Source organism: Psychroserpens damuponensis, from assembly GCF_000826655.1.
Classification (GTDB): domain Bacteria; phylum Bacteroidota; class Bacteroidia; order Flavobacteriales; family Flavobacteriaceae; genus Psychroserpens; species Psychroserpens damuponensis.
The window spans coordinates 48,987-70,900 of the sequence record NZ_JXJO01000010.1 but is presented as its reverse complement, the minus strand read 5'-3'; the positions used below and the strand labels follow the sequence as shown (position 1 = coordinate 70,900).

The 21,914-nt window shown below is 34.4% G+C and carries 13 protein-coding genes and 1 tRNA gene; 8 read left to right on the top strand and 6 right to left on the bottom strand.

What is annotated here, in order from left to right; translation table 11 throughout:
* Positions 1 to 52: 52 nt before the first annotated feature.
* Together TD29_RS04605 and TD29_RS04600 are read right to left on the bottom strand one after the other, a co-directional pair.
* Positions 53 to 1,723 (bottom strand): MFS transporter, encoded by a 1,671-nt coding sequence (locus TD29_RS04605; RefSeq protein WP_040279236.1) that lies wholly within the window; start codon positions 1,721 to 1,723, stop codon positions 53 to 55.
* A gap of 81 nt (positions 1,724 to 1,804) precedes the next feature.
* Positions 1,805 to 4,774: a GH92 family glycosyl hydrolase gene (locus TD29_RS04600; RefSeq protein WP_040279235.1), complete on the bottom strand. Its 2,970-nt coding sequence runs from the start codon at positions 4,772 to 4,774 to the stop codon at positions 1,805 to 1,807.
* Positions 4,775 to 4,886: 112 nt separating this feature from the next.
* Between TD29_RS04600 and TD29_RS04595 the strand changes: the two genes are divergently transcribed.
* Together TD29_RS04595 and TD29_RS04590 are read left to right on the top strand one after the other, a co-directional pair.
* Complete coding sequence (locus TD29_RS04595) at positions 4,887 to 6,176, top strand: metallophosphoesterase (RefSeq protein WP_040279234.1); 1,290 nt, start codon at positions 4,887 to 4,889, stop codon at positions 6,174 to 6,176.
* A 141-nt stretch (positions 6,177 to 6,317) separates the two neighbouring features.
* Positions 6,318 to 6,614, top strand: coding sequence for a thioredoxin family protein (locus TD29_RS04590; RefSeq protein WP_040279233.1), 297 nt, complete (start codon positions 6,318 to 6,320; stop codon positions 6,612 to 6,614).
* A 3-nt stretch (positions 6,615 to 6,617) separates the two neighbouring features.
* Here the strand turns inward: TD29_RS04590 and TD29_RS04585 are convergent, their stop codons facing one another.
* Positions 6,618 to 7,244, bottom strand: a complete 627-nt coding sequence (locus TD29_RS04585) for a polysaccharide deacetylase family protein (protein WP_040279232.1) — start codon at positions 7,242 to 7,244, stop codon at positions 6,618 to 6,620.
* Positions 7,245 to 7,250: 6 nt separating this feature from the next.
* The gene (locus tag TD29_RS04580) at positions 7,251 to 10,610 is read right to left on the bottom strand and encodes a glycosyltransferase family 117 protein (RefSeq protein WP_040279231.1); all 3,360 of its coding nucleotides are present in this window, start codon (positions 10,608 to 10,610) and stop codon (positions 7,251 to 7,253) included.
* 150 nt (positions 10,611 to 10,760) lie between these two features.
* On the opposite strand from TD29_RS04580, the gene TD29_RS04575 reads away from it, so the two are divergent.
* Positions 10,761 to 10,834: transfer RNA gene (locus tag TD29_RS04575), tRNA-Gln, on the top strand.
* A gap of 63 nt (positions 10,835 to 10,897) precedes the next feature.
* On the opposite strand, the gene TD29_RS04570 is transcribed toward TD29_RS04575, so the two are convergent.
* The gene (locus TD29_RS04570; RefSeq protein ID WP_040279229.1) at positions 10,898 to 11,722 is read right to left on the bottom strand and encodes a universal stress protein; all 825 of its coding nucleotides are present in this window, start codon (positions 11,720 to 11,722) and stop codon (positions 10,898 to 10,900) included.
* 153 nt (positions 11,723 to 11,875) lie between these two features.
* Between TD29_RS04570 and rimP the strand changes: the two genes are divergently transcribed.
* The 3 genes from rimP (at position 11,876) to infB (ending at position 16,442) form a co-directional block, all read left to right on the top strand.
* On the top strand, positions 11,876 to 12,340 hold the full coding sequence (rimP, locus tag TD29_RS04565) for a ribosome assembly cofactor RimP (protein WP_040279227.1): 465 nt from the start codon (positions 11,876 to 11,878) through the stop codon (positions 12,338 to 12,340).
* A gap of 9 nt (positions 12,341 to 12,349) precedes the next feature.
* Positions 12,350 to 13,582, top strand: a complete 1,233-nt coding sequence (gene nusA / locus TD29_RS04560) for a transcription termination factor NusA (protein WP_040279225.1) — start codon at positions 12,350 to 12,352, stop codon at positions 13,580 to 13,582.
* A 67-nt stretch (positions 13,583 to 13,649) separates the two neighbouring features.
* Positions 13,650 to 16,442 carry a translation initiation factor IF-2 gene (gene infB, locus TD29_RS04555; RefSeq protein ID WP_040279224.1) on the top strand — a complete coding sequence of 931 codons (2,793 nt, stop codon included), beginning with the start codon at positions 13,650 to 13,652 and terminating at the stop codon, positions 16,440 to 16,442.
* Between the two features lie 113 nt (positions 16,443 to 16,555).
* On the opposite strand, the gene TD29_RS04550 is transcribed toward infB, so the two are convergent.
* Positions 16,556 to 16,936: an SPOR domain-containing protein gene (locus TD29_RS04550; RefSeq protein WP_040279223.1), complete on the bottom strand. Its 381-nt coding sequence runs from the start codon at positions 16,934 to 16,936 to the stop codon at positions 16,556 to 16,558.
* Positions 16,937 to 17,256: 320 nt separating this feature from the next.
* Here TD29_RS04550 and TD29_RS04545 point away from each other — a divergent pair, with 320 nt between their 5' ends.
* On the top strand, positions 17,257 to 18,558 hold the full coding sequence (locus TD29_RS04545) for a c-type cytochrome (RefSeq protein ID WP_040279407.1): 1,302 nt from the start codon (positions 17,257 to 17,259) through the stop codon (positions 18,556 to 18,558).
* Positions 18,559 to 18,641: 83 nt separating this feature from the next.
* Positions 18,642 to 21,896, top strand: a complete 3,255-nt coding sequence (locus TD29_RS04540) for a TAT-variant-translocated molybdopterin oxidoreductase (protein ID WP_040279221.1) — start codon at positions 18,642 to 18,644, stop codon at positions 21,894 to 21,896.
* Positions 21,897 to 21,914: the final 18 nt, after the last annotated feature.

The following is a 21,914-nucleotide window of genomic DNA, read 5'->3' as shown; positions in this document are numbered from 1 at the left end:
CAACGTGGGTGTTTGTTAGTTTTCTATTTCTGAAGTTATCGAACCGAAATAATTAATAGGTAACGCCTTGTTTGTCTAAAACGGTTTTGGTTCTAAAAGCATAGAATAATAAATACACAAAACAGGCTACTGCAATCCAATATGAAGATTGGATATTAAATACATCAGCCAATTTTCCTTGTACAGGAGGTATAATAGCACCACCTAAAATCATCATTATTAAAAAAGCAGATCCTTGCGATGTATATTTTCCTAATCCAGCAATACTTAATGTGAAAATACAAGGCCACATTATAGAACAAAATAAACCTCCAGATAAGAATGCAAATAAGGCTACATTTCCTGATGAAAATAACCCAATCAGCATGCCCAAAACGCCTAATATACTAAATACTTTTAAAGTTCTCACAGGATTGTCTTTTGCAACAAAGAAACCTCCAATTTGAATGGCAATACAAATACCAAAAAAGAGTATTTCGTAGACTGTAAAATTATACTTAATAGAATTAGCTAAAATAATCACACCAAAAGCAACGTATGGTACAATGATTAGTAATACTTTTTTTAAACCCTTACTTGGATTAAAAACCGTAATGGCACCAACCCAACGACCAATCATTAATCCTCCCCAATATAGAGAAACGTATGGTGCGATTTCAGCATCATTGAGTGCTGGTAATCCCAATTCATTCAAAGAGGTTCCGTCAACCGCTCGTTTTAATAATTCTCCCAAATTACTACCTACAGTAACTTCTACACCAACATATGTAAATATGGCTAGCATGCCTAAAACCAACTGCGGATATTTCATGGCTCCCCAACCTTCAGCCTTTTTAGAAGAACGAGAATACGCAAACAATAAAGCTCCCACTACGGCAGCTAAAGCTATTATTAATAAGATGAGTCGTGTGTTTTCTACAGTTTCTGAAGCAATTTCGTTTCCAGTATAAGTGCTAAAAATATAACCAAAACATCCTATGATGATAACGGTTAAGGCAATAAGTAAATTTCTAGCTTTGTTAGCCGGCTCAAATGCGGTATCAGATTTTAAAGCGGGTAATTTTTTTGAAAAATGAAATAAAGCTGCAGCAATTAAAAATAAAATACCAACGCCAGCATATAATCCTTGTACAGTAACTAAAGTGATTTCATTATTTGCAATCATACTAGCTATTTCATCGGTACCTCTAGTAGCAGATCCAAATATGACTAAGCCTACCACAATTGGTCCGATAGTAGTGCCAAAAGAATTAACGCCTCCCGCTAAATTTAAACGATGAGATCCTGTTTTAGGGTCACCTAATGCAATAGCAAAAGGATTGGCTCCTGTTTGTTGTAATGAAAACCCTAAGCCAACAATAAATAATGCAATTAGTACAAGATAAAATACTGCCGTTTGACCTTGTTCTGCTCCAGCAGTTGCAGGATACATGGCAAAGGCTCCAATTGCCGATAATAGCAAACCGTATACAATACCATTTTTGTAACCCCAATTATTGTATATATCCTTTTTTAATGAGCCAGAAATAATAAATAGTAAGAGAGCACCAAAATAATAAGCACCATAGAATGCAAAATCAACCAATTGCGATTGAAATTGATCTATATTAAAGTAGGTTTTACAAAATGGGATAAATACACCGTTGGATGCTGCTATAAATCCCCAGAAAAAAAAGACTGTAACTAAAGTAGTTAAAGCAGATTTGTTGTTTTGGTCTTTCATTAGTTAGTTTTTAGTTGTCTAAATGTAATTAAAATATCCTTTTTAGGCTTGTATTAAAGTATATGTATAGTTTTTGTTTGGTTATTTTACGATAATTTCATCTGTAAAAATCCAGCTTCTTCCATTGTGAGGATAGCCTAAATGCCAAGTAGGTAGTTCTCCCATTTTTTTGGCAATGATTTTTATATAACGGTAATTTTCCGAAGAAAAATTAAAGGATACATTTTTTATGAGCACATCATCATTTCGTTTTGCGGTATCAATAGTTATAGTGTCGATGGTATTAAATTTAACACCATCTTTTGACACTAGGCATGTTACTTGTGTAGGGTAAAATATCCAAGCGCCTTGATCTTGTAAAAAATTAATACTTACGGTGTTTACAGGTTTTGTGCTTCCTAAATCTACAGTAGCAATAACGTCTTGATCTGAATATCCTTGCCAAGTACCAGTTCTAAAATCTTGAGTTCCCATGATACCATCAATCAATGCGTCATTACCTCCAGCATTGTATTGATTAGCGTATTGAGTTTCTAATTTGATCGAGAGGTTGGGATCTATTTTGTAAAATTTGGTTTCAACTGTTGCACTTTTATTTTTGGTATCGTCCATAGCATAAACTTGTAATGTCATGGCTTCAGAAATTTTAAAGGGTGCACGATATAGCTTAAATTCACTGTCGTTAAGACTGTAAAAGATTTCTGTTTTTGAGTTTACAATCCCAAGGCTAACTTCGGTTTCATTTTTAAAAGCAACATCGCCTTTAGCAATAAAAGGCACCGGAACTATTTTGTGCTCATTGATTTCGGTTTTTGGTTCTTGACCGTTTTGGCTTCCCCAAATTGCTGGATTATCGGTCATTTTAAATTCTAATGTTCCGCCAGCCATAATAGCGTCATGAGAAATAAAGGATTGGTTGAGCTCATTTCCGTTAAGGAACACATTTTCGATGTAAATATGAGTGTCACTTAAATTATTGGCAGTAATAGTAAATTGTTTGCCAGATTCTAAATTAATCGTGGCTTTATCGAATAAAGGCGTGCCAATTATATAGTCATTGCTTCCTGGTGTTACGGGATAAAAGCCCATGGATGAAAATACGTACCATGCGCTCATTTGTCCGCAATCTTCATTGCCAGAAATGCCATCGGGTTCGTTAGTATATAATTGAGTTAAAATTTGATGAACTTTCTCTTGTGTTTTATGTGGTTTGTTAACAAAATTATATAGATAAGCCATATGGTGACTTGGTTCGTTTCCGTGAGCGTATTGCCCAATTAAACCTGTTATATCTGCTTGATTGCGACCAGAAGTTTCTGCTTTAGCGATAAATAATGTATCTAATTGTGCTTCTAGTTTATCTTTTCCGCCGAGAAGATTCATAAACCCAGATACATCTTGAGGGACGTAAAAACTATACTGCCATGAGTTGGCTTCGGTATAATTGAAATTTACTTCATACGGATCAAAAGGTGCAAACCATGTATTGCGAAATCGTCCACGCATGAATTTGGTTTCGGGATCATAAATGTTTTTGTATTGCTGTGCTCTTTGCGTGTATAATTTATAGTCGTTTTCTTTACCCATAGCTTTAGCCATTTGTGCAATGGTCCAATCGTCATAAGCATATTCTAGAGTTTTAGAAACCGATTCGCTTTCTTCTTCTACGGGTATAAAGCCAAATTCTTTGTAGGATTTAAGTCCTAATTTGTCTCTAGTAGCTGAGTGTTTCATAGCATTAAATGCTTTTTCGCTATCATAATCTTTGATGCCTTTTAAATACGCATCTGCAATTACAGGAACCGCATGATAGCCAATCATGCAACCTGTATAATTAGCGCTTAAATCCCAAATTGGCATAATACCACCTTCGTCGTGTTTTGCTAAAAATGTATTTATAAAATCATTGGTGCGATCTTGCTCAATAATGGTATAGAGTGGGTGAGCGGCACGATAGGTATCCCAAAGTGAGAAAACGGTGTAATATTCAAAATCTTGAGTTTGGTGTATGTTTAAATCCATACCACGATAGCGACCATCAACATCTTGATACAAATTTGGAGCTAACATGGTATGATATAATGAGGTGTAAAAATTAGTTTTGTAATCGTCGTTTTTAGATTCTACAACGATTTTGTCTAATTGAGTTTCCCAATTGTCTTGCGCTTGTTTTTTAATTTGATCAAATGTTTTGCTGCCTATTTCAGCTTGTAGATTTTTGGTTGCACCATCTTGATCAACTGCCGAAATTCCAACTTTAATATAAACAGGTTCATTATTTGGGTTATCAAATTCTATAGCTGCTTTTTTACTTTGATATTTATAGTTTTTTGAGATTGGAGTTCCATCTTCTTCATAAGTGATGTTTTTTATTGGTTTAGAGCATTCAATAGTATAAAATAAGCGTTGGTCTGTTGCCCAGGCTTTAGAGTGTCTAAATCCAGAAATTGTAGAGTCATTAACTTTTTGAATTTTATAATCTAATACCTGATCGCGATGCTCTAAATCTAGGATAAGAATTTGGTTGTTTTCTGAAGGAAATTGATATTTATGAATTCCGCTACGTTTTGAAACGGTAAGTTCTACATCAATTTGTGTGTCATCTAGATGGACTTTGTAATAACCTGGTTGTGCGATTTCGTTATCGTGAGAAAAATGTGATTTATACCCTTTGTTTCCAAATGCTGAGCTTGTCGAGGTTTCGCTACCATTATAAAAATTAATGGCATTGGTAGGCATTAATAATAGGTCGCCATAATCGCTAACGCCAGTTCCGCTAAGGTGTGTATGGGAAAACCCGTAAATGTATTCGTCGCTATAGTGGTAGCCAGAGCAACCATCCCAACCATCAAGCCTTGTATCTGGGCTTAGCTGCATCATGCCAAAAGGCATTGTTGCTCCAGGATAGGTATGACCATGTCCGCCTGTACCAATAAACGGGTTTACATATTCAATAAGCGGTTTGTCTTTTTTTGCAATTTCTATTGGTGTATTTTCTTTGCAATTCGTTAGGAGTAAAGCTATTAAAGCGATGTGAAAAAGAGGTTTCATGGATGGGTATTTAAAAAGTAGGAAAAGATACTAAATCTTAATGTATCGTTAAATACAAAACAGCATCAAAATTACTTTTTAAAATCTATTATATTTGATAAAAATCGGGTTTATGTTACGTTGGGTTCTTTTAATTATACTTATATTTCTTTTTGATATATATGCTTTTCAAGCGGTTAGAACCATAACTAAAAGTTTGTGGATAGGTATTATTTATTGGTCAATTACCTTATTGGTTGTTATAAATTTCGCCTATTATTATTTTAATTTCGTAAGAGGTGAAAGTTTTACACATGGACATGGTTATGCTGTTGCTTTTTTAATGACCTTATTTCTGCCAAAGGCGATATTAATAATTTTTATGTTTGGGGAAGATTTAGTGAGAGGATGCTCATTTGTTTTTCAAAAGTTTACTAATGAACCTATGCATTTTAAAGGTAGGAGAGAATTTGTATCTAAGGTTGCATTGGGTTTTGCAGCTATTCCGTTTGCATCACTTATTTATGGTATAACTAGAGGTAAATACAATTTTCAAGTTGTTGAAAAAACGATCTATTTTGATGATCTTCCTGATGCTTTTGATGGTTATAGAATTACTCAAATTAGTGATATTCACTCCGGTAGTTTAGAAAGTAAAAGTGAGATTGCCGAAGGTGTCTCTTTGGTTAACAAACAAAATAGTGATATTATTTTGTTTACAGGAGATATCGTTAATAGCAAAGCTGAAGAAATGATTGGTTGGTTAGCTGTTTTTGATAAGTTAAAGGCTAGAGATGGAAAGTTCTCAGTGCTTGGAAACCATGATTATGGGTATTATGCTTACGGTGGAGATGTTGAACTCAATAAGTATAACCAAATGGAGATGGAGGCTGTTCATAAGAAAATAGGTTTTGATTTATTACTTAACTCTAATCGACGCATCGAAAAGAATGGTGAGCATATCAATATTATAGGCGTTGAAAATTGGGGAGCATCTCGTCATTTTCCTAAACGAGGTAGTCTAATTAAGGCGACTAAAAATATAACCGATAACGAGTTTAATATCTTAATGAGCCATGATCCATCTCATTTTGATTTTAAGCAAATGGAACTTAATAAAGAAGATGTAAATAACCATGATATTATTATAGATGAAACTAATGTTATTGATTTTGAAAAAAACATTCAATTAACACTTGCAGGTCATACTCATGGTATGCAATTTGGGATAGAACTACCAGCACTAGGTATTAAATGGAGTCCAGTGAAATATCGTTATCCAAAATGGGCAGGTTTGTACAAAGTAGCTGGGAAATATTTATATGTAAACCGTGGGTTTGGCTATTTAGCATTTCCTGGACGTGTTGGTATTTGGCCAGAAATTACCGTTATAACACTTAAAAAAGGTACGAATAACGCATAATTAGGAAGAAATGTTATTTTTACTCTTAAATTGTTTATTTTTATAAATAGGTATGCGTGAACCTGTTGAATTATAATAACTAAAACACTAGAAAAAATTATTTAGGTTTGTTAGATACACCTTGATTAAAAAGTTGAAAATATGTCAAAATTTGGGGAACTTATAGATGTCGATATTCCTGTTCTGTTAGATTTTTTTACAGAGCAGAATGACCAATCTACTGCAATGCATCCAGTATTAAGAGATGTGGCTGCGGCTCTTGGTGATAAGGCAAAAGTCATTAAAATTGACGTTGATAAAAACAGAGAATTAGCCGAAGCACTTCGAGTTAAAGGTCTGCCAACGCTTATTATTTACAAAAACGGAGAAATGAAATGGCGTCATAGTGGAGAACAAGATGCAAACACTCTAATTAGTATTGTTCAAGAATATCTCTAAACCTCAAGACAGAGATTTAAATTTATACCCTTTTTTACTAAAATACTCTAATACCTTTGGAAGCGTATACATCATGTTTTTTGATGCTTTAATGCTATCATGAAACACAATAATGCTTCCAGCTTTACTTTTTGAAATGACGTTCTCTAGACATTTTTCTTCAGAAATGTTCTGGTCCCAGTCAAACGATAAAATATCCCACATAATGACTTTATAACCCAACTCCATTAGCTTTTTACCTTGTTTGGGAGTAATTTGGCCGTAAGGAGGCCGAAATAAATGTGTTTTAGAGCGCATTCTAGTTTGAGCCTCATTTACATCTATTACATATGCTTTGGTTTTTGTAGACCAGCCTTTGACATGGTTTTGGGTATGATTCCCAATAGTATGTCCATCCTTGAGTATATCATTATAAATACTTGGATGTTTGTCAATATTATTACCAATGCAAAAAAAAGTAGCTTTAGCGTCATACTGTTTTAAGATGTCTAAAGTCCAATTGGTAATTTTTGGAGTAGGACCATCATCAAAAGTTAAGTATAACTCCTTATGAGTAGGTGCAATGTCCCAAATATAACTTGGGAATATTTTTTTTGCAACTACAGGTGTTTTTACGGGAGTTATTTTCAAAATCTCCTAATCTTGGATTCCAATAATTTTATCAATAGTATCTTTTGGGAAATCTCGTTCTTCTCTAGCAGGAGGTGTTGAGTCCTCTTCCTCTTCTCCTGTAAAGTGCTTAAAGAGTTTCAAGTAATTATTAAACTTCTCAGTTTCTTGTAAGGCAAACTCTTTATCGTTGTATATAACTAGAAGGTCTACGAGTCCTCTATAGCGTTCAATATCTGTTACAATTTCATCTAAGTAACGGGTTTGGTTTTCTATAGTTAGTTCACTCCAATAAGTAAGGTTTTCTTGATATTTTCTAGTAACATCAGTATATAATTTTCTAGCTTTATCTTTTTTGTCAATTTCATAATAGCCACTAATGTAAGGCTCTAAAAGTGTATAGAATCCAAACTTATCTACTGGCATTTTTTCCATGGCTAAATCAGCAATTTGCTCTGCTTTATCTAGTTGGTCTTCATTGATCAATTGTTCTAAAAGTCTCGCGAGATTTCCTCTATAAGTGATGCCGTTTTTACGAGTTTCAACATCATGATAAATATTGTCATTACCACTATTTCCCCAATCCCATGACATGACTTTTTCATACATAAGATCTGAATCTACACGTCCCATATCAAAAGGATTTGCTCTGTCTACAGGTGTTTTTATAGGCACGAGTTTATAACATAATCCATCGAGCTGTAAATAATCTTTCATCCATATGTAATCTTCATCGCTAAAAGCGCCTCCAGTAAAATAGATAGGGCGTTTCCAATCATTATTTGCTACGATATCTAACATTAATAACCTGTTTTTATATAAAGCACCACCAGAAATATTGATATCGATAAACGGTGCTATGTTCTCTGCATCTTTTTGTTTAACCACTCCATTTTCAAGAACGGCAGCTTTGTTTACCGGAATTCTAACGTGAGATGTTGGTAAATAATTTGAGTTTTGTAATTGTGCAGGATAACCATTTGGGTCTTCTCCTCTACGTTGCATGGCATATTTAAGACTGTACTTAGGATCATCATTAGATATGAAATTCATATACTCTTTAATCATCATAGTGTCTTTGGTGATTTCATATTTCATGATATAATCACGAGTTCCATATTTGTATTGATCATGAGTTAATTGAGAAGGAATTGGGTCACTCTCATAAGCCTTACGCTTCATTTGGTCAATATACCAATCGGTTTGAAATAAACTCGTATTAACAACACGAACATCTGTTCGTACCCCTTCAATTTCTTGTAAATACCATAATGGGAAACTGTCGTTATCACCAATAGTAAAGAGGATGGCATTTGGCGCACAAGATTCTAGATATTTTCGTGCCATGGCTTGTGCTGTATATTTTTCTGAGCGATCATGATCGTCCCAATTTTCGGCTGCTAAAACACCAGGAACTAATAACAAGCAAACTATGGTTATGGCAGGAGCTAAAAATTTGGAGCTGGTAAATTTCCGAAGCATATCAAAAATGGCATAGACACCAAAACCAATCCATATGGCAAATACATAAAACGAACCTACTACAGAGTAGTCTCTTTCGCGAGGTTCAAAAGGTCTTACGTTGGTATAAAATTGAATGGCAAGTCCTGTAAACAAAAAGAACACGAGTAATACCCAAAAGCGTTTTGGATCGCGTCCTAATAAAAATAGAAAGCCTATAATACCTAAAATTAACGGTAGCATATAATAGGTGTTTCTAGCTTTATTGTTGGCTACATCACTAGGCAAATTATCTTGTGACATGCCAAGTCTAGCTTCATCAATAAAATCTATACCACTAATCCAGTTGCCATGTAAGTCATCGTATTTTCCTTGAATATCATCTTGACGTCCAGAGAAATTCCACATGAAATAGCGCCAATACATATAACCAAGTTGGTAATCTACCATATAGTATAGGTTGTCGCTAAACGATGGCTTTTCTATAACTAAAAAGTCTCTACCAAATTGTTTTAAAAAATTGTGATAATCTTCATAATCAACATTGCCTTGGGCGACTTCATTTTTAAATTCATTAACCAATTGTCGAACCTGATTTTCCATTTGATACTCAGGTTTGATTCTAAAATCTAATAAACCTGTAAACATCATGTAGTTTTCGGCATGTTCTGTACTCCACATTCTTGGGAGGATAGATGCTTGCTTTGAATTGTAACGTTGCTCAGCGTTTTTCCAGTTGTTAACGATTACATATTCGCCTTTGTCATAATCTTTTTCATATTTAGGCTTTGCATCTTTATAAGGATTGTTTTCGTCTAAACCTGTGTATTGATCTGTAAATAGTGGTCCGTAAAACAAGTGTGTTTCAGGGTATTGTTCTAAATTATAATATGCTAATAATTCTCTTGCGCTAGACGGATTGTTCTCATTAATAATAACATTAGCATTGGCACGAATTGGTAGCATGACCCAAGATGAAAAACCAATAAATATAAATATTAAGCAAAGAGTTAACGTGTTTGCATATTTATACCCTTTATCACGTGTGTATTTTAATCCGAAATAGAACGCGGCAACCAAAAGTAGTGCGGTAATTATAGATCCAGAGTTAAACGGAAGGCCAATTGTGTTGACGAAGAAAATTTCCGAAGCACTAAAAAGCAATAATGCATTTGGAAGTAATAATTTAAATATAAAGAGTAATATCGCAGCAGCTATGACATTAGCTAATATGAAATTAACAATCGTTACAGTTTTGTAATTTTTAAAATAATAAAGTAAGCCTAATGCTGGGATTGTTAATAGACCCATAAAGTGAACTCCAAATGATAGCCCAATTACAAATGCGATTAAAATCAACCATCTATGACCTCTAGGCTCGTGCATATCTGCTTCCCAACGCAATCCTAAATAAAATAGGATGGCCATGATGAGAGTTGCCATGGCGTAAACTTCTGTTTCAACAGCGTTGAACCAAAATGAATCGGTAAAAGTAAATGCCAAACTACCAACTAAAGCACTGCCTAAAATGGCGATATATTGATTTTTTGATAAGTCTTGATAAGCTTTTTGTTTTGAGTTTTCTTGTTTAGGGCTTGCTACTTTAGCTAATTTAGTTAGCAAAATAGTAATCGTCCAAAACATAAATAGTATTGTAAATGCACTTGATACTGCACTCATCATATTAAGCATTGCTCCAATTTGAGAAGGTTCTAAAGCAAACATAGAAAAGAAAGCTCCCAACATTTGAAATAAAGGTGCACCAGGTGGATGGCCAACTTGTAATTTTGATGAGGTAAGGATGTATTCCCCTGCATCCCAGAAACTAACGGTAGGTTCTATAGTTAGCGCGTACGTTATTAATGCTATGGTAAAGGCAAACCATCCTAAAATGGTATTCCATTTCTTGAAATTGAAATGTATCATAAAACATGTCTATTTAATGCGAGCGAAATTAAGAATAATTATCAAAAGCACTACTGATTTTAAGTAAAGGTTACCATTTTTTGATTTTTTTATAAAAAATTGTTTGCACAAATAAAACTTTGTATTAAATTTGCACCCTCTTTAAGAGATTGGCCCATGGTGTAACTGGCTAACACATCGGTTTTTGGTACCGAAGAGTCTAGGTTCGAAACCTAGTGGGCCAACAAAAACGAAAAAATCCTTACTATTTTTAGTAAGGATTTTTTTTTGACCTTAATATTTGAGGCTTAAATTTTGAATGTCATTACTGGTCTATTGGCATGATTTACAAGATCTTCGCTGATGCTTCCGTTGAAAAAATGCGCAATACCCTGTCTGCCATGAGTACTAATGCCTATGAGATCTGCGTCAATATGTTTTGAAAAGTTGAGCACTCCTTTTTCTACAGATTCATCATTGTATATATTTATAGTGAAATTTTTAAAGCTGTAATCATTTATAAATGCATTAATTCTATCATTTGCCAACTGCGTAGTTGTAAAATTACTTGCTGTATTAACCATTAATAAATGTAATTGAGCACCAAAGGCTGTAGCAAATTCTGTAGCTTGAAGGTAAGTTTCTTTATTATCATTTTTGAAATCTGAAGCAAAAACTATGTCATCTATACTAAAATCATCGTGCTCATTTTTTATAACTAAAACTGGAACATCAGAATTTCTTACAACTTTTTCTGCATTAGATCCAACAAACATTTCTTTAATACCACTTGCGCCATGAGAGCCCATTACAATCATGGTAACGTTGTGTTCTTTACTAATTTCTGAAATGCCATTAAACGTACCGTCAGTTTTAACAACTTCATGCACAGTAAGGCCTTTTAAATAATCACTATTCATGATATCTTCAAACTTTTGATGTGCCATTTTCATAAAAAACATAACTTCAGGTACATCTGCATGTGAGCTTACAGCGTCAATATCTTGCATAGGAATTTCTAGCATATGCAATAAATAAATTTCGCTATTATGCTTTCTAGCTATTTGTGCAGCTACTTTTAAAGCATTTTCTGCTTCTGTTGAAAAATCTGTGGGAACTAATATTTTTTTCATCTTATTTGTATTGATTGTGTTACTATAAAAATAAGAATAAAAAACGAGACTTAATCACTTGTAGAAATCAATAAAAAAGTTGTATATTTGCAGCGTTGTTTGAAGAAAAAAGAATAATGAGCGGACGAGAAGTCCGCTCTTTTTATACTAAAAATGTTCAGAGAGACCGTAAATAAGTTATTAAATGAAGCGCTAGATGAGCGCGAAGATCTGTTTTTAATCAGTTTTGATGTATTGCCAGATAATTCAATTAAAATTATAATTGATGGTGATAATGGTGTTGTAGTTGATGATTGTATTTTTGTTAGTCGCGCTATTGAACATAGTTTAGATAGAGAAGAGCAAGATTTTTCTTTAGAAGTTTTGTCAGCAGGAGCAACAGAGCCTCTAGTAAGTGTGAGACAATACAAGAAAAATATTGGTAGAACACTGAGCGTAAAAACTAAAGACAATGAAACTATAGAAGGAGTGTTAGCTCAAGTAGATGAGTTAAAGATTCTTTTAGAGTGGAAAACAAGAGAGCCTAAACCAGTAGGTAAAGGTAAAATAACAGTAAAGAAGGAGGCAGAAATAGCATATGATGCTATATCAAAAGCTCAAGTGGTAATAAAATTTTAATTCATAATTATGGAAAATATTGCGTTAATTGACTCGTTTTCAGAATTTAAGGACGATAAATTAATTGATCGTGTAACGCTAATGGCTATTTTGGAAGATGTATTAAGAAATGCATTGAAGAAAAAATTTGGCGATGACGATAACTTTGATATTATCATAAATCCAGATAAAGGAGATTTAGAGATTTGGAGAAATAGAATTGTTGTGGCAGATGAAGAGGTTGAAGAGCCTAATCAAGAAATTGCATTGTCTGAAGCTCAAAAAATAGAACCAGATTTTGAAGTAGGTGAAGATGTTGCAGAGGAGGTGAAATTAATAGATTTGGGACGTCGCTCAATTTTAGCATTGCGCCAAAACTTAATCTCTAAAATTCATGAGCACGATAACACGAATATATATAAGCACTTTAAGGAGCTTGAAGGAGAAATTTATTCTGCCGAAGTTCATCATATTCGTCACAGAGCAATTATCTTGTTAGATGATGACGGTAATGAAATCATCCTTCCGAAGGATAAACAAATACCATCAGACTTTTTTAGAAAAGGAGAAAATGTAAGAGGAATTATTGAAAGTGTTGAATTAAAAGGAAATAAGCCAGCAATTATAATGTCTAGAACTGCACCTGCATTTTTAGAGAAGTTGTTTGAACAAGAAATCCCTGAAGTATTTGATGGTTTAATTACAATTAAACATGTTGTAAGAATACCTGGAGAAAAAGCGAAAGTGGCAGTAGATTCTTATGATGATAGAATTGATCCTGTTGGAGCATGTGTAGGTATGAAAGGTTCTAGAATTCATGGTATTGTTCGTGAATTAGGAAATGAAAACATTGATGTTATTAATTATACTAATAACTTGCAATTGTTTATTACAAGAGCATTAAGTCCTGCAAGAGTGACATCTGTTAAGTTAGATGAAGAAAATAAACGTGCCGAAGTGTTATTAAAACCAGAAGAGGTTTCTAAGGCTATTGGTAGAGGAGGACATAACATTAGATTAGCTGGTAAATTAACTGGTTTTGAAATTGATGTGTTTAGAGAAGGTGCAGAAGAAGATGTAGAGTTGTCAGAATTCTCAGATGAAATCGAAGGATGGGTTATCGCAGAATTTAGTAAAGCAGGTTTAGATACTGCAAAAAGTATTTTGGAACAAGATGTTGTTGATCTTGTGAAAAGAACAGATTTAGAAGAAGAAACGATTATTGACGTTATAAGAATTCTTAAAGAAGAATTCGAAGATTAATAAACCATTAAGTCTCTATAAGGACGTTTTGGTAGAATAGAATTTTAAGTTATATTACAAGCAATTTATGGCTCAAACTAGATTAAATAAAGTACTAAGGGAATTGAATATCTCTATAGATCGTGCTGTTGATTTTTTAGAATCAAAAGGTGTCGAAATAGAGAAGAGCCCTAATACTAAAATATCAGAAGAGGTTTACGGGATTCTTTCTGGAGAATTTCAAACCGATGCTAATAAAAAAGTAGCTTCTTTAGAGGTTAGCGAAGCAAAGCTAAAAGAAAAAGAAGAATTACGTGAGCAACGTGAGCGTGAATTGGAAGAAAAGGAAGCTGCCCGAGAAGCGAAAAGTCGCGAGATAGTTAAAGCAAAAGCAGCACTTAGTGGGCCTAAACAAGTTGGTAAAATAGACTTGAATAAAGGTAAAGACTCTAAAGAAGAAACTTCTAAAAAGGAAACTCCAAAAGAAGCACCTGCTAAAGTTGAAATACCTAAGGCATCTACTCCTGAAAAGGTAGCTCCAGTTGAAGAGAAAACTACTAAAAAGGAAACAGCATCAACTAAAGAAACTCCTGTGGAAGCAGCTGCTAAAAAAGCAGATACTTTAAAGTCAAAGGAACCTTCAAAAGCTGTAACTAAACAAACATCAAAAACTGAGGAGAAGCCAGTGAGTACTGAACCTGCTGAGGAAACCTTAAAGACACAATACAAAAAATTATCTGGTCCTAAAATTGCTGGAGATAAAATTGACCTTTCTAAATTTAAGAAGCCTAAAAAGAAAGAGGATAAAAAAGCGTCAGATTCAGATAATAAAAAGAAGAGACGTAGAATAAGTAAAGGACCATCTACAGGTGGTGATAACAGATCTAACAATAGAGGTGGTAACCAAAGAGGTGGTTACAAAGGTAAAAACCAAGGTGGAAAACGTACATCTACTGTTAAAGTTGAGCCTACAGCAGAAGAAGTACAAAAACAAGTACGAGAAACATTAGAGAAACTTCAAGGTAAATCTAATAAAGGTAAAGGCGCAAAATATAGAAGAGATAAAAGAGATCAACATAGAGAGCAGACAGAAATTGATGCGCAAATTGAAGATGCAGAAAGCAAAATTCTTAAAGTTACTGAGTTTGTAACTGCAAATGAAGTTGCTACAATGATGGATGTTTCAGTAACACAAATTATATCAGCATGTATGTCTCTTGGTATGATGGTGACGATGAACCAACGATTAGATGCCGAAACCTTATCTGTTGTTGCAGAAGAATTTGGTTATAAAGTTGATTTCGTAACTGCAGATATTGAGGAGTCTATTGAAGAAGTTGAAGATAAACCTGAAGATTTAGAGCCGCGTGCTCCAATCATTACGGTAATGGGTCACGTAGATCATGGTAAAACATCGTTACTAGATTACATACGTAAAGAGAACGTAATTGCTGGTGAATCTGGTGGAATTACACAGCACATTGGTGCTTACGGTGTAACACTAGAAGGTGGTCAAAAAATAGCATTCCTTGATACACCAGGTCACGAAGCCTTTACAGCGATGCGTGCTCGTGGTGCTCAAGTTACAGATTTAGCTATTATCGTTGTCGCAGCAGATGATTCAATAATGCCACAAACAAAAGAAGCCATTGCTCATGCTCAAGCAGCAGGAGTGCCAATTGTTTTTGCAATAAATAAGATCGATAAAGTTGGTGCCAACCCTGAAAAAGTAAAAGAAGGATTAGCGCAAATGAACTTATTAGTTGAAGATTGGGGTGGAAAAATTCAGTCTCATGATATTTCAGCAAAAAACGGAACTGGTGTTAATGAGTTACTAGAAAAAGTATTACTTGAAGCCGAGTTGTTAGAGCTTAAAGCAAATCCTAATAAAAATGCAACAGGAACTGTTGTAGAAGCGTTCTTAGATAAAGGTCGTGGATATGTATCTACTATTTTGGTACAAGCAGGAACTTTAAAAGTTGGTGATTACGTTTTAGCTGGTAAAAACAGTGGTAAAGTAAAAGCCATGCACGATGAACGTGGAAAGGAAATTAAAGCTGCCGGACCGTCAATTCCAGTATCTATATTAGGTTTAGATGGAGCGCCTCAAGCTGGTGATAAATTCAATGTATTTGAAGATGAACGTGAAGCTAAGCAAATTGCAACCAAACGTATGCAATTACAACGTGAGCAAGATGTTCGTACAACTAAAAAGTTAACCCTTGCCGAAATTGGTCGTCGTATTGCATTAGGTACATTTAAAGAATTAAATATCATAATAAAAGGTGACGTGGATGGTTCTGTTGAAGCATTAACAGATTCTTTCCAGAAATTATCTACAGAAGAAATACAGGTTAATATTATACATAAAGGTGTTGGAGCCATTACAGAAAGTGATGTGTTACTAGCAACAGCATCAGATGCCATTATTATAGGGTTTAACGTGAGACCAATGGGGAATGCACGTCAAATTGCAGATAAAGAAGAAATCGATGTACGTATGTACTCAATTATCTATGATGCAATTAACGATCTTAAAGATGCTATGGAAGGTATGTTGTCTCCAGAGCTTAAAGAAGAAATTACTGGTACTGCCGAAATTAGAGAAACATTCAAAATCTCTAAAGTAGGAACCATCGCAGGTTGTATGGTGACTAACGGTAAAATCTATAGAAGTTCAGGTATTCGTTTAATTAGAGATGGAGTAGTAATTCATACAGGTGAATTAACATCATTAAAACGATTTAAAGATGATGCCAAAGAAGTATCAAAAGGTTACGATTGTGGTATTCAAATAAAGAATTATAACGATATCCAAATAGATGATGTTATTGAAGCATTCCAAGAAGTAGAAGTGAAAAAGAAATTGAAAAGTAAATAGAATTCAATTGTAATATAAGTATGTTCTTCGGAATAACTTCGGAAATGTAAAATCAAAGAAAATGCGACTCAAAGAGTCGCATTTTTTTATGTTGTAAAGCAAAATTAATAGATTTAATCCTCTTTCTTAGGCTCAAAAACCATAGCTTTAGAAAACTTCTTTTTAATATCTAATAAAGCAATGTCTGCCTCTAAACGCGTACTAAAATTACCAACCCATACTTTATAGTTAGGCGTTTCATAAACCATTTCTGCAGGCCATTGTGCAAATGTGTTTTGAAACTTGCGTTTAAGTGATTCTGCTTCAGATCGAGACCCAAAATCCAATTGTATCTTATATAAGTCAACAGTTTTAACATCTTTCTTATACTCTAATAATTTCGTGATATCGCTATCCTGTTCAATATTTACAACGCCTTCTTGAGCAGAAATAATACTAGAACATGCAAGAATGAATACTAACGGAACAGTTGTTTTTAAAAAATTTAATTTCATATTTAAGTTTATTGTTTTAGGAGATCACGTGCAGCTTGCTATTAATCATATGATTATATTTCAATCTGAATTGATCTTATAATTTGAAATTGAGTACAAAGAAAACGTTTTTTTTTAAGTGTTGTTTTAATACTTGAAAATAATGACTATTTTAGTCCTCGAAATATTATTTAGAATCCATATAAATTGTCAATTAACAGTTCTGTAACATTTCTAAAATGGACTATAAGTATTATTTTTGCATGAGATTTTACACGCGCTTTTTTCAAGAGTATATGAAAAAATCGTACCAAAGTTTAGAAGATAATTCAACTAATAATATGATACAGGTGATTTACCGACATTTAGCCTCAAAGATTCCTTACTTAGGATTGGTTATTTTACTTACATTTTCTACTTCACTTAACGCTCAAGAAGGTGATCCTGCAAAAGGGAAGACGTTGTTCAATACGAATTGTGCATCATGTCATAATTTAGATAGAAAGATGACGGGTCCTGCACTTCGTAATGTAGAAGCGCGTTTAGAGGATGAGCAAGGTTTAGGTAGAGATTGGTTAGATAAGTGGATTCGTAATAGTGCTGGATTGGTAAAATCTGGGGACGCTTACGCAAATCAGATTTATGACGAATACAACGGAACTGCGATGACAGCGTTTCCGCAACTGTCAGATCAAGATATTTCCGATATTTTGGCTTATACTGCAGAGCCAGCAAAGGAAAAAGTTATAAAAGATGAAGTTGGTTCTAATGGTGGAGGTTCTACCGAAGCTGGGATTTCAAGTAAATTAATATTAGGAGCATTAGCAATATTGTTTGCTCTGTTAGCGGTGTCACTTGTTCTTGTTAGAAAAACATTACGTCGTTTTGCTGATGAAAAAGGGATTGATGCTGTTGTTGAAAAAGATAAGAGTTTGCCGCTTTGGAAAGCTTTTGTTCAAAATCAATTCTTGGTTTTGGTAACGGTTATATTCTTTTTGTTGATTAGTGCGTATTTTGCATATGGTTATATGTCTCAAGTAGGAGTTGATCAAGGGTATCAGCCTGTGCAGCCAATTCATTTTTCACATAAAATTCATGCAGGAGAAAATGGTATTGATTGTAAATACTGTCATTCATCTGCTAGGGTAAGTAAGCATTCAGGTATTCCTTCATTAAATATATGTATGAACTGTCACAAGTCTATTTATCAAGTTGCTGATGAAACTCAGCAGGCTGGTATAGATGAGTTCAATGTTGATTATAATGCTGAAATTCAAAAGCTATACAAATCTGTAGGTTGGGATGAAGCTGAGCAAAATTATACAGGAGTTACAGAGCCGGTAAAATGGATTAGAATTCACAATTTGCCTGACTTTGCTTATTTTAATCACTCACAACACGTAGAGGTTGCAGGTGTGCAATGTCAAACATGTCATGGTCCTGTTGAAGAGATGGAAGTGATGTATCAACATGCGCCTTTAACTATGGGTTGGTGTATTAACTGTCACAGAGAAACTGATGTTAATGTGCAAGGAAATGAATACTATACTAAGATACATGAAGAGTTGTCTAAAAAGTATGGTGTAGAAAAACTTACTGCTGCTCAAATGGGTGGATTAGAATGTGGTAAGTGTCATTACTAAGACGTAGTTTTCTAAAGTAAGGAGGATCTCATAATAAGAGATTTCAAAAAAAAAATAAATAAGAAGTAATTCAATTATATAATATGTCATCAAACAAGAAATACTGGAAAAGTGTTGAAGAGCTAAAAGATAATAGCTCTATTGTTGAGACGCTAAAACAAAACGAATTCGTAAACGAAATACCTACGGATGAGTTTTTAGGAAATAAAGAGACTCTTGAGTCTTCTTCCACAACGCGTCGTGACTTTTTAAAGTATGTTGGTTTTAGTACTGCAGCGGCTTCATTAGCTGCCTGTGAAGGGCCAGTGGTTAAAGCTATTCCTTATGTTGTTCAGCCAGAATCTATAATTCCTGGTGTTGCTAATTATTATGCAACAACAATTGCAAATGGTTTTGATTTCGCTAGTGTTTTGGTTAAAACACGTGAAGGTCGTCCTATCAAAATTGAAAACAACGACTTAGCAAAAACACACAATAGTGCTAATGCAAGAGTTAATGCTTCTGTATTAGGATTATATGATAGTTTGAGAGTTAAAGGTCCTATGAAAGGTGAAAGTGCTATCACATGGGAAACTTTTGATTCAGAAACTAATCAGAAATTAACCGAACTAAAAAGTGCAGGGAAGCAAATTGTGTTATTAACTCAAACTTATGCGTCACCTTCTACATCAAGGTTAATTGCAGAATTTAAATCTAAATACGGAAATGTTCGTCATGTCGTATATGATGCGGTTTCAGAATCGGCAGCATTAGATGCGTTTCAAGGAAATTATGGTATTCGCGGATTAGCGAGTTATGATTTCTCTAAAGCAATGACAATTGTGTCAGTAGGAGCAGATTTCTTAGGAGATTGGCAAGGTGGAGGATTTGATTCAGGATATGCAAAAGGACGTGTTCCGAAGAACGGAAAAATGTCGAGACATATTCAGTTTGAGTCAAATATGTCATTATCTGGAGCAAACGCAGATAAACGTGTGCCTTTAACACCAAGTCAACAAAAACAAGTTTTAGCAAAATTATATAGCTTAGTTGTTGGAGGATCTGCAGCAACAGATTTACCAGAACATATTAATAAAGCAGTTCAGAATGCTGCTTCAGAATTAAGTAAAGCAGGAAGTAACGGAGTTTTAGTTACAGGAATTCAAGATGTAAATGCACAAACAGTGGCATTAGCAATCAATGAAAAACTGAACAGTAAAGCGTTTGATGCTTCAACACCAATATTAACAAGACAAGGTAATAATGCAGCAGTTGCTAAATTAGTAACAGACATGAAAGCTGGAAACGTTGGTGGTATCATCATGAGTGGTGTTAACCCAATGTATTCTTTACCTAATGCTTCAGAATTTGCTGAAGGTCTTGCAAAAACAGAATTATCTATTGCGTTCTCAATGAAGGCTGATGAAACAGCGACTAAAGCTGGATATATTGCAGCTGCACCTCATTACTTAGAATCTTGGGGAGACGTAGAAATAAAGAAAGGACATTTCAGCTTAATGCAACCAACAATTCGTCCGTTGTTCGATACTCGTCAATTCCAACAAGCATTATTAATGTGGACAGGAAGCGATAAAACATACAGAGAATATATTAAATCTGGATGGTCTGGTGGTTCTTTCAATAAAGCATTGCAAGATGGTGTTTATGTTTCTGGTACGTTTTCTAGTGCTCCAAATGGATCATCAACGATTACTACGGAAACATCAACTGAATTAAAGGATAAAAAAGATAGAACTTTCTTAGGAGGCGTTATACATGACGTTGCTGTAGGAGTTGGTATCAAGGATGAAGATAAAGATGAGTATGTAACTACAACATCGTCTTCAACAACCACTAGTGGATCAAATGGAGCTTTTGGAGTTAGTGCAATTAATGCTGGAACTGCAGCAAGAACATTAGCATCGTCTGCCAAGGCAGATGGTTTAGAGTTGTCATTATATACTAAAGTTGGTATGGGTGATGGTCAAGATGCTAATAATCCTTGGTTACAAGAATTTCCTGATCCAATTACAAGAACCTCTTGGGATAATTATTTAACAATTTCTGCAGCAGATGCAGAAGCAGCTGGATTAGAAAATAATCATGTTGCGACAGGAGCTTTGGATGGTAGTTATGCAGATGTAACTGTGAATGGAGTTACTGTTAATAATGTGCCTGTAATTATTCAACCTGGTCAAGCTAAAGGCTCGATAGGATTGTCCCTAGGTTATGGTAGAACGGCAGGTTTAAAATCAGAAATGATGACTGGTGTTAACGCTTATCCGTTATACCAAGATTTTAATACAACTCAAAGAGTCTCCATTAAAAAAGCAGCGGGAACGCATGAATTTGCATGCGTACAATTGCAAAATACGTTGATGGGTCGTGGAGATATTATAAAGGAAACAACCTTAGAAATCTTTAATACAAAAGATAGAAATGTATGGAATAGAGTGCCTACAGTATCTTTAAACCATGAAGAGGTAGAAGTGACCTCTCCAGAAGTAGATTTATGGGATGAGTTTGATCGTTCAATAGGACATCATTTTAACTTATCTATAGATTTAAACTCTTGTACAGGATGTGGTGCTTGTGTTATTGCATGTCATGCAGAAAACAATGTGCCAGTAGTTGGAAAAGAAGAAATTAGACGTAGTCGTGATATGCATTGGTTGCGTATTGATAGATATTATTCTTCGGAAGATACCTTTGCTGAAGATGATACTAAAAAAGAAGAGTTTTCAGGACTTTGGGGTGATAAAGGATCTTTAGGTGGATTTGGTGAATTAGAAAATCCAGCAGATAATCCTCAAGTTGCTTTCCAGCCAGTAATGTGTCAACATTGTAATCATGCACCTTGTGAAACAGTATGTCCTGTGGCAGCAACCTCACATGGTCGTCAAGGTCAAAATCATATGGCTTATAACCGTTGCGTAGGTACACGTTATTGCGCAAACAACTGTCCATATAAAGTTAGACGTTTCAACTGGTTCTTATATAACAAAAATGATGAGTTTGATTACCACATGAATGACGATTTAGGTCGTATGGTATTAAACCCAGATGTAACAGTACGTTCTCGTGGTGTGATGGAAAAATGTTCTATGTGTATTCAAATGACACAAAAAACTATTCTTGATGCAAAACGTGATGGACGTGTTATCAAAGATGGAGAATTCCAAACAGCTTGTTCTGCAGCTTGTAGTAGTGGAGCAATGGTATTTGGTGATATCAATGATAAAGAAAGTAAAGTTGCAAAACTTAAAGAAGATGATCGTATGTATCACTTGTTAGAGTATGTTGGTACTAAGCCAAATGTGCAGTATCATACAAAAGTGAGAAATACAACAGAAGCATAGAAAAAAATTAATTAAGAA

What these genes read in the sequence shown, in the direction of transcription:
- TD29_RS04540 (WP_040279221.1), top strand. Translation starts at nt 18,642, where the DNA reads ATGTCATCAAACAAGAAATACTGGAAAAGTGTTGAAGAGCTAAAAGAT.
- rimP (WP_040279227.1), top strand. Translation starts at nt 11,876, where the DNA reads ATGTTCAGAGAGACCGTAAATAAGTTATTAAATGAAGCGCTAGATGAG.
- nusA (WP_040279225.1), top strand. Translation starts at nt 12,350, where the DNA reads ATGGAAAATATTGCGTTAATTGACTCGTTTTCAGAATTTAAGGACGAT.
- TD29_RS04580 (WP_040279231.1), bottom strand. Translation starts at nt 10,610, where the DNA reads ATGATACATTTCAATTTCAAGAAATGGAATACCATTTTAGGATGGTTT.
- TD29_RS04545 (WP_040279407.1), top strand. Translation starts at nt 17,257, where the DNA reads ATGATACAGGTGATTTACCGACATTTAGCCTCAAAGATTCCTTACTTA.
- TD29_RS04605 (WP_040279236.1), bottom strand. Translation starts at nt 1,723, where the DNA reads ATGAAAGACCAAAACAACAAATCTGCTTTAACTACTTTAGTTACAGTC.
- TD29_RS04570 (WP_040279229.1), bottom strand. Translation starts at nt 11,722, where the DNA reads ATGAAAAAAATATTAGTTCCCACAGATTTTTCAACAGAAGCAGAAAAT.
- TD29_RS04600 (WP_040279235.1), bottom strand. Translation starts at nt 4,774, where the DNA reads ATGAAACCTCTTTTTCACATCGCTTTAATAGCTTTACTCCTAACGAAT.
- TD29_RS04595 (WP_040279234.1), top strand. Translation starts at nt 4,887, where the DNA reads ATGTTACGTTGGGTTCTTTTAATTATACTTATATTTCTTTTTGATATA.
- TD29_RS04590 (WP_040279233.1), top strand. Translation starts at nt 6,318, where the DNA reads ATGTCAAAATTTGGGGAACTTATAGATGTCGATATTCCTGTTCTGTTA.
- TD29_RS04550 (WP_040279223.1), bottom strand. Translation starts at nt 16,936, where the DNA reads ATGAAATTAAATTTTTTAAAAACAACTGTTCCGTTAGTATTCATTCTT.
- infB (WP_040279224.1), top strand. Translation starts at nt 13,650, where the DNA reads ATGGCTCAAACTAGATTAAATAAAGTACTAAGGGAATTGAATATCTCT.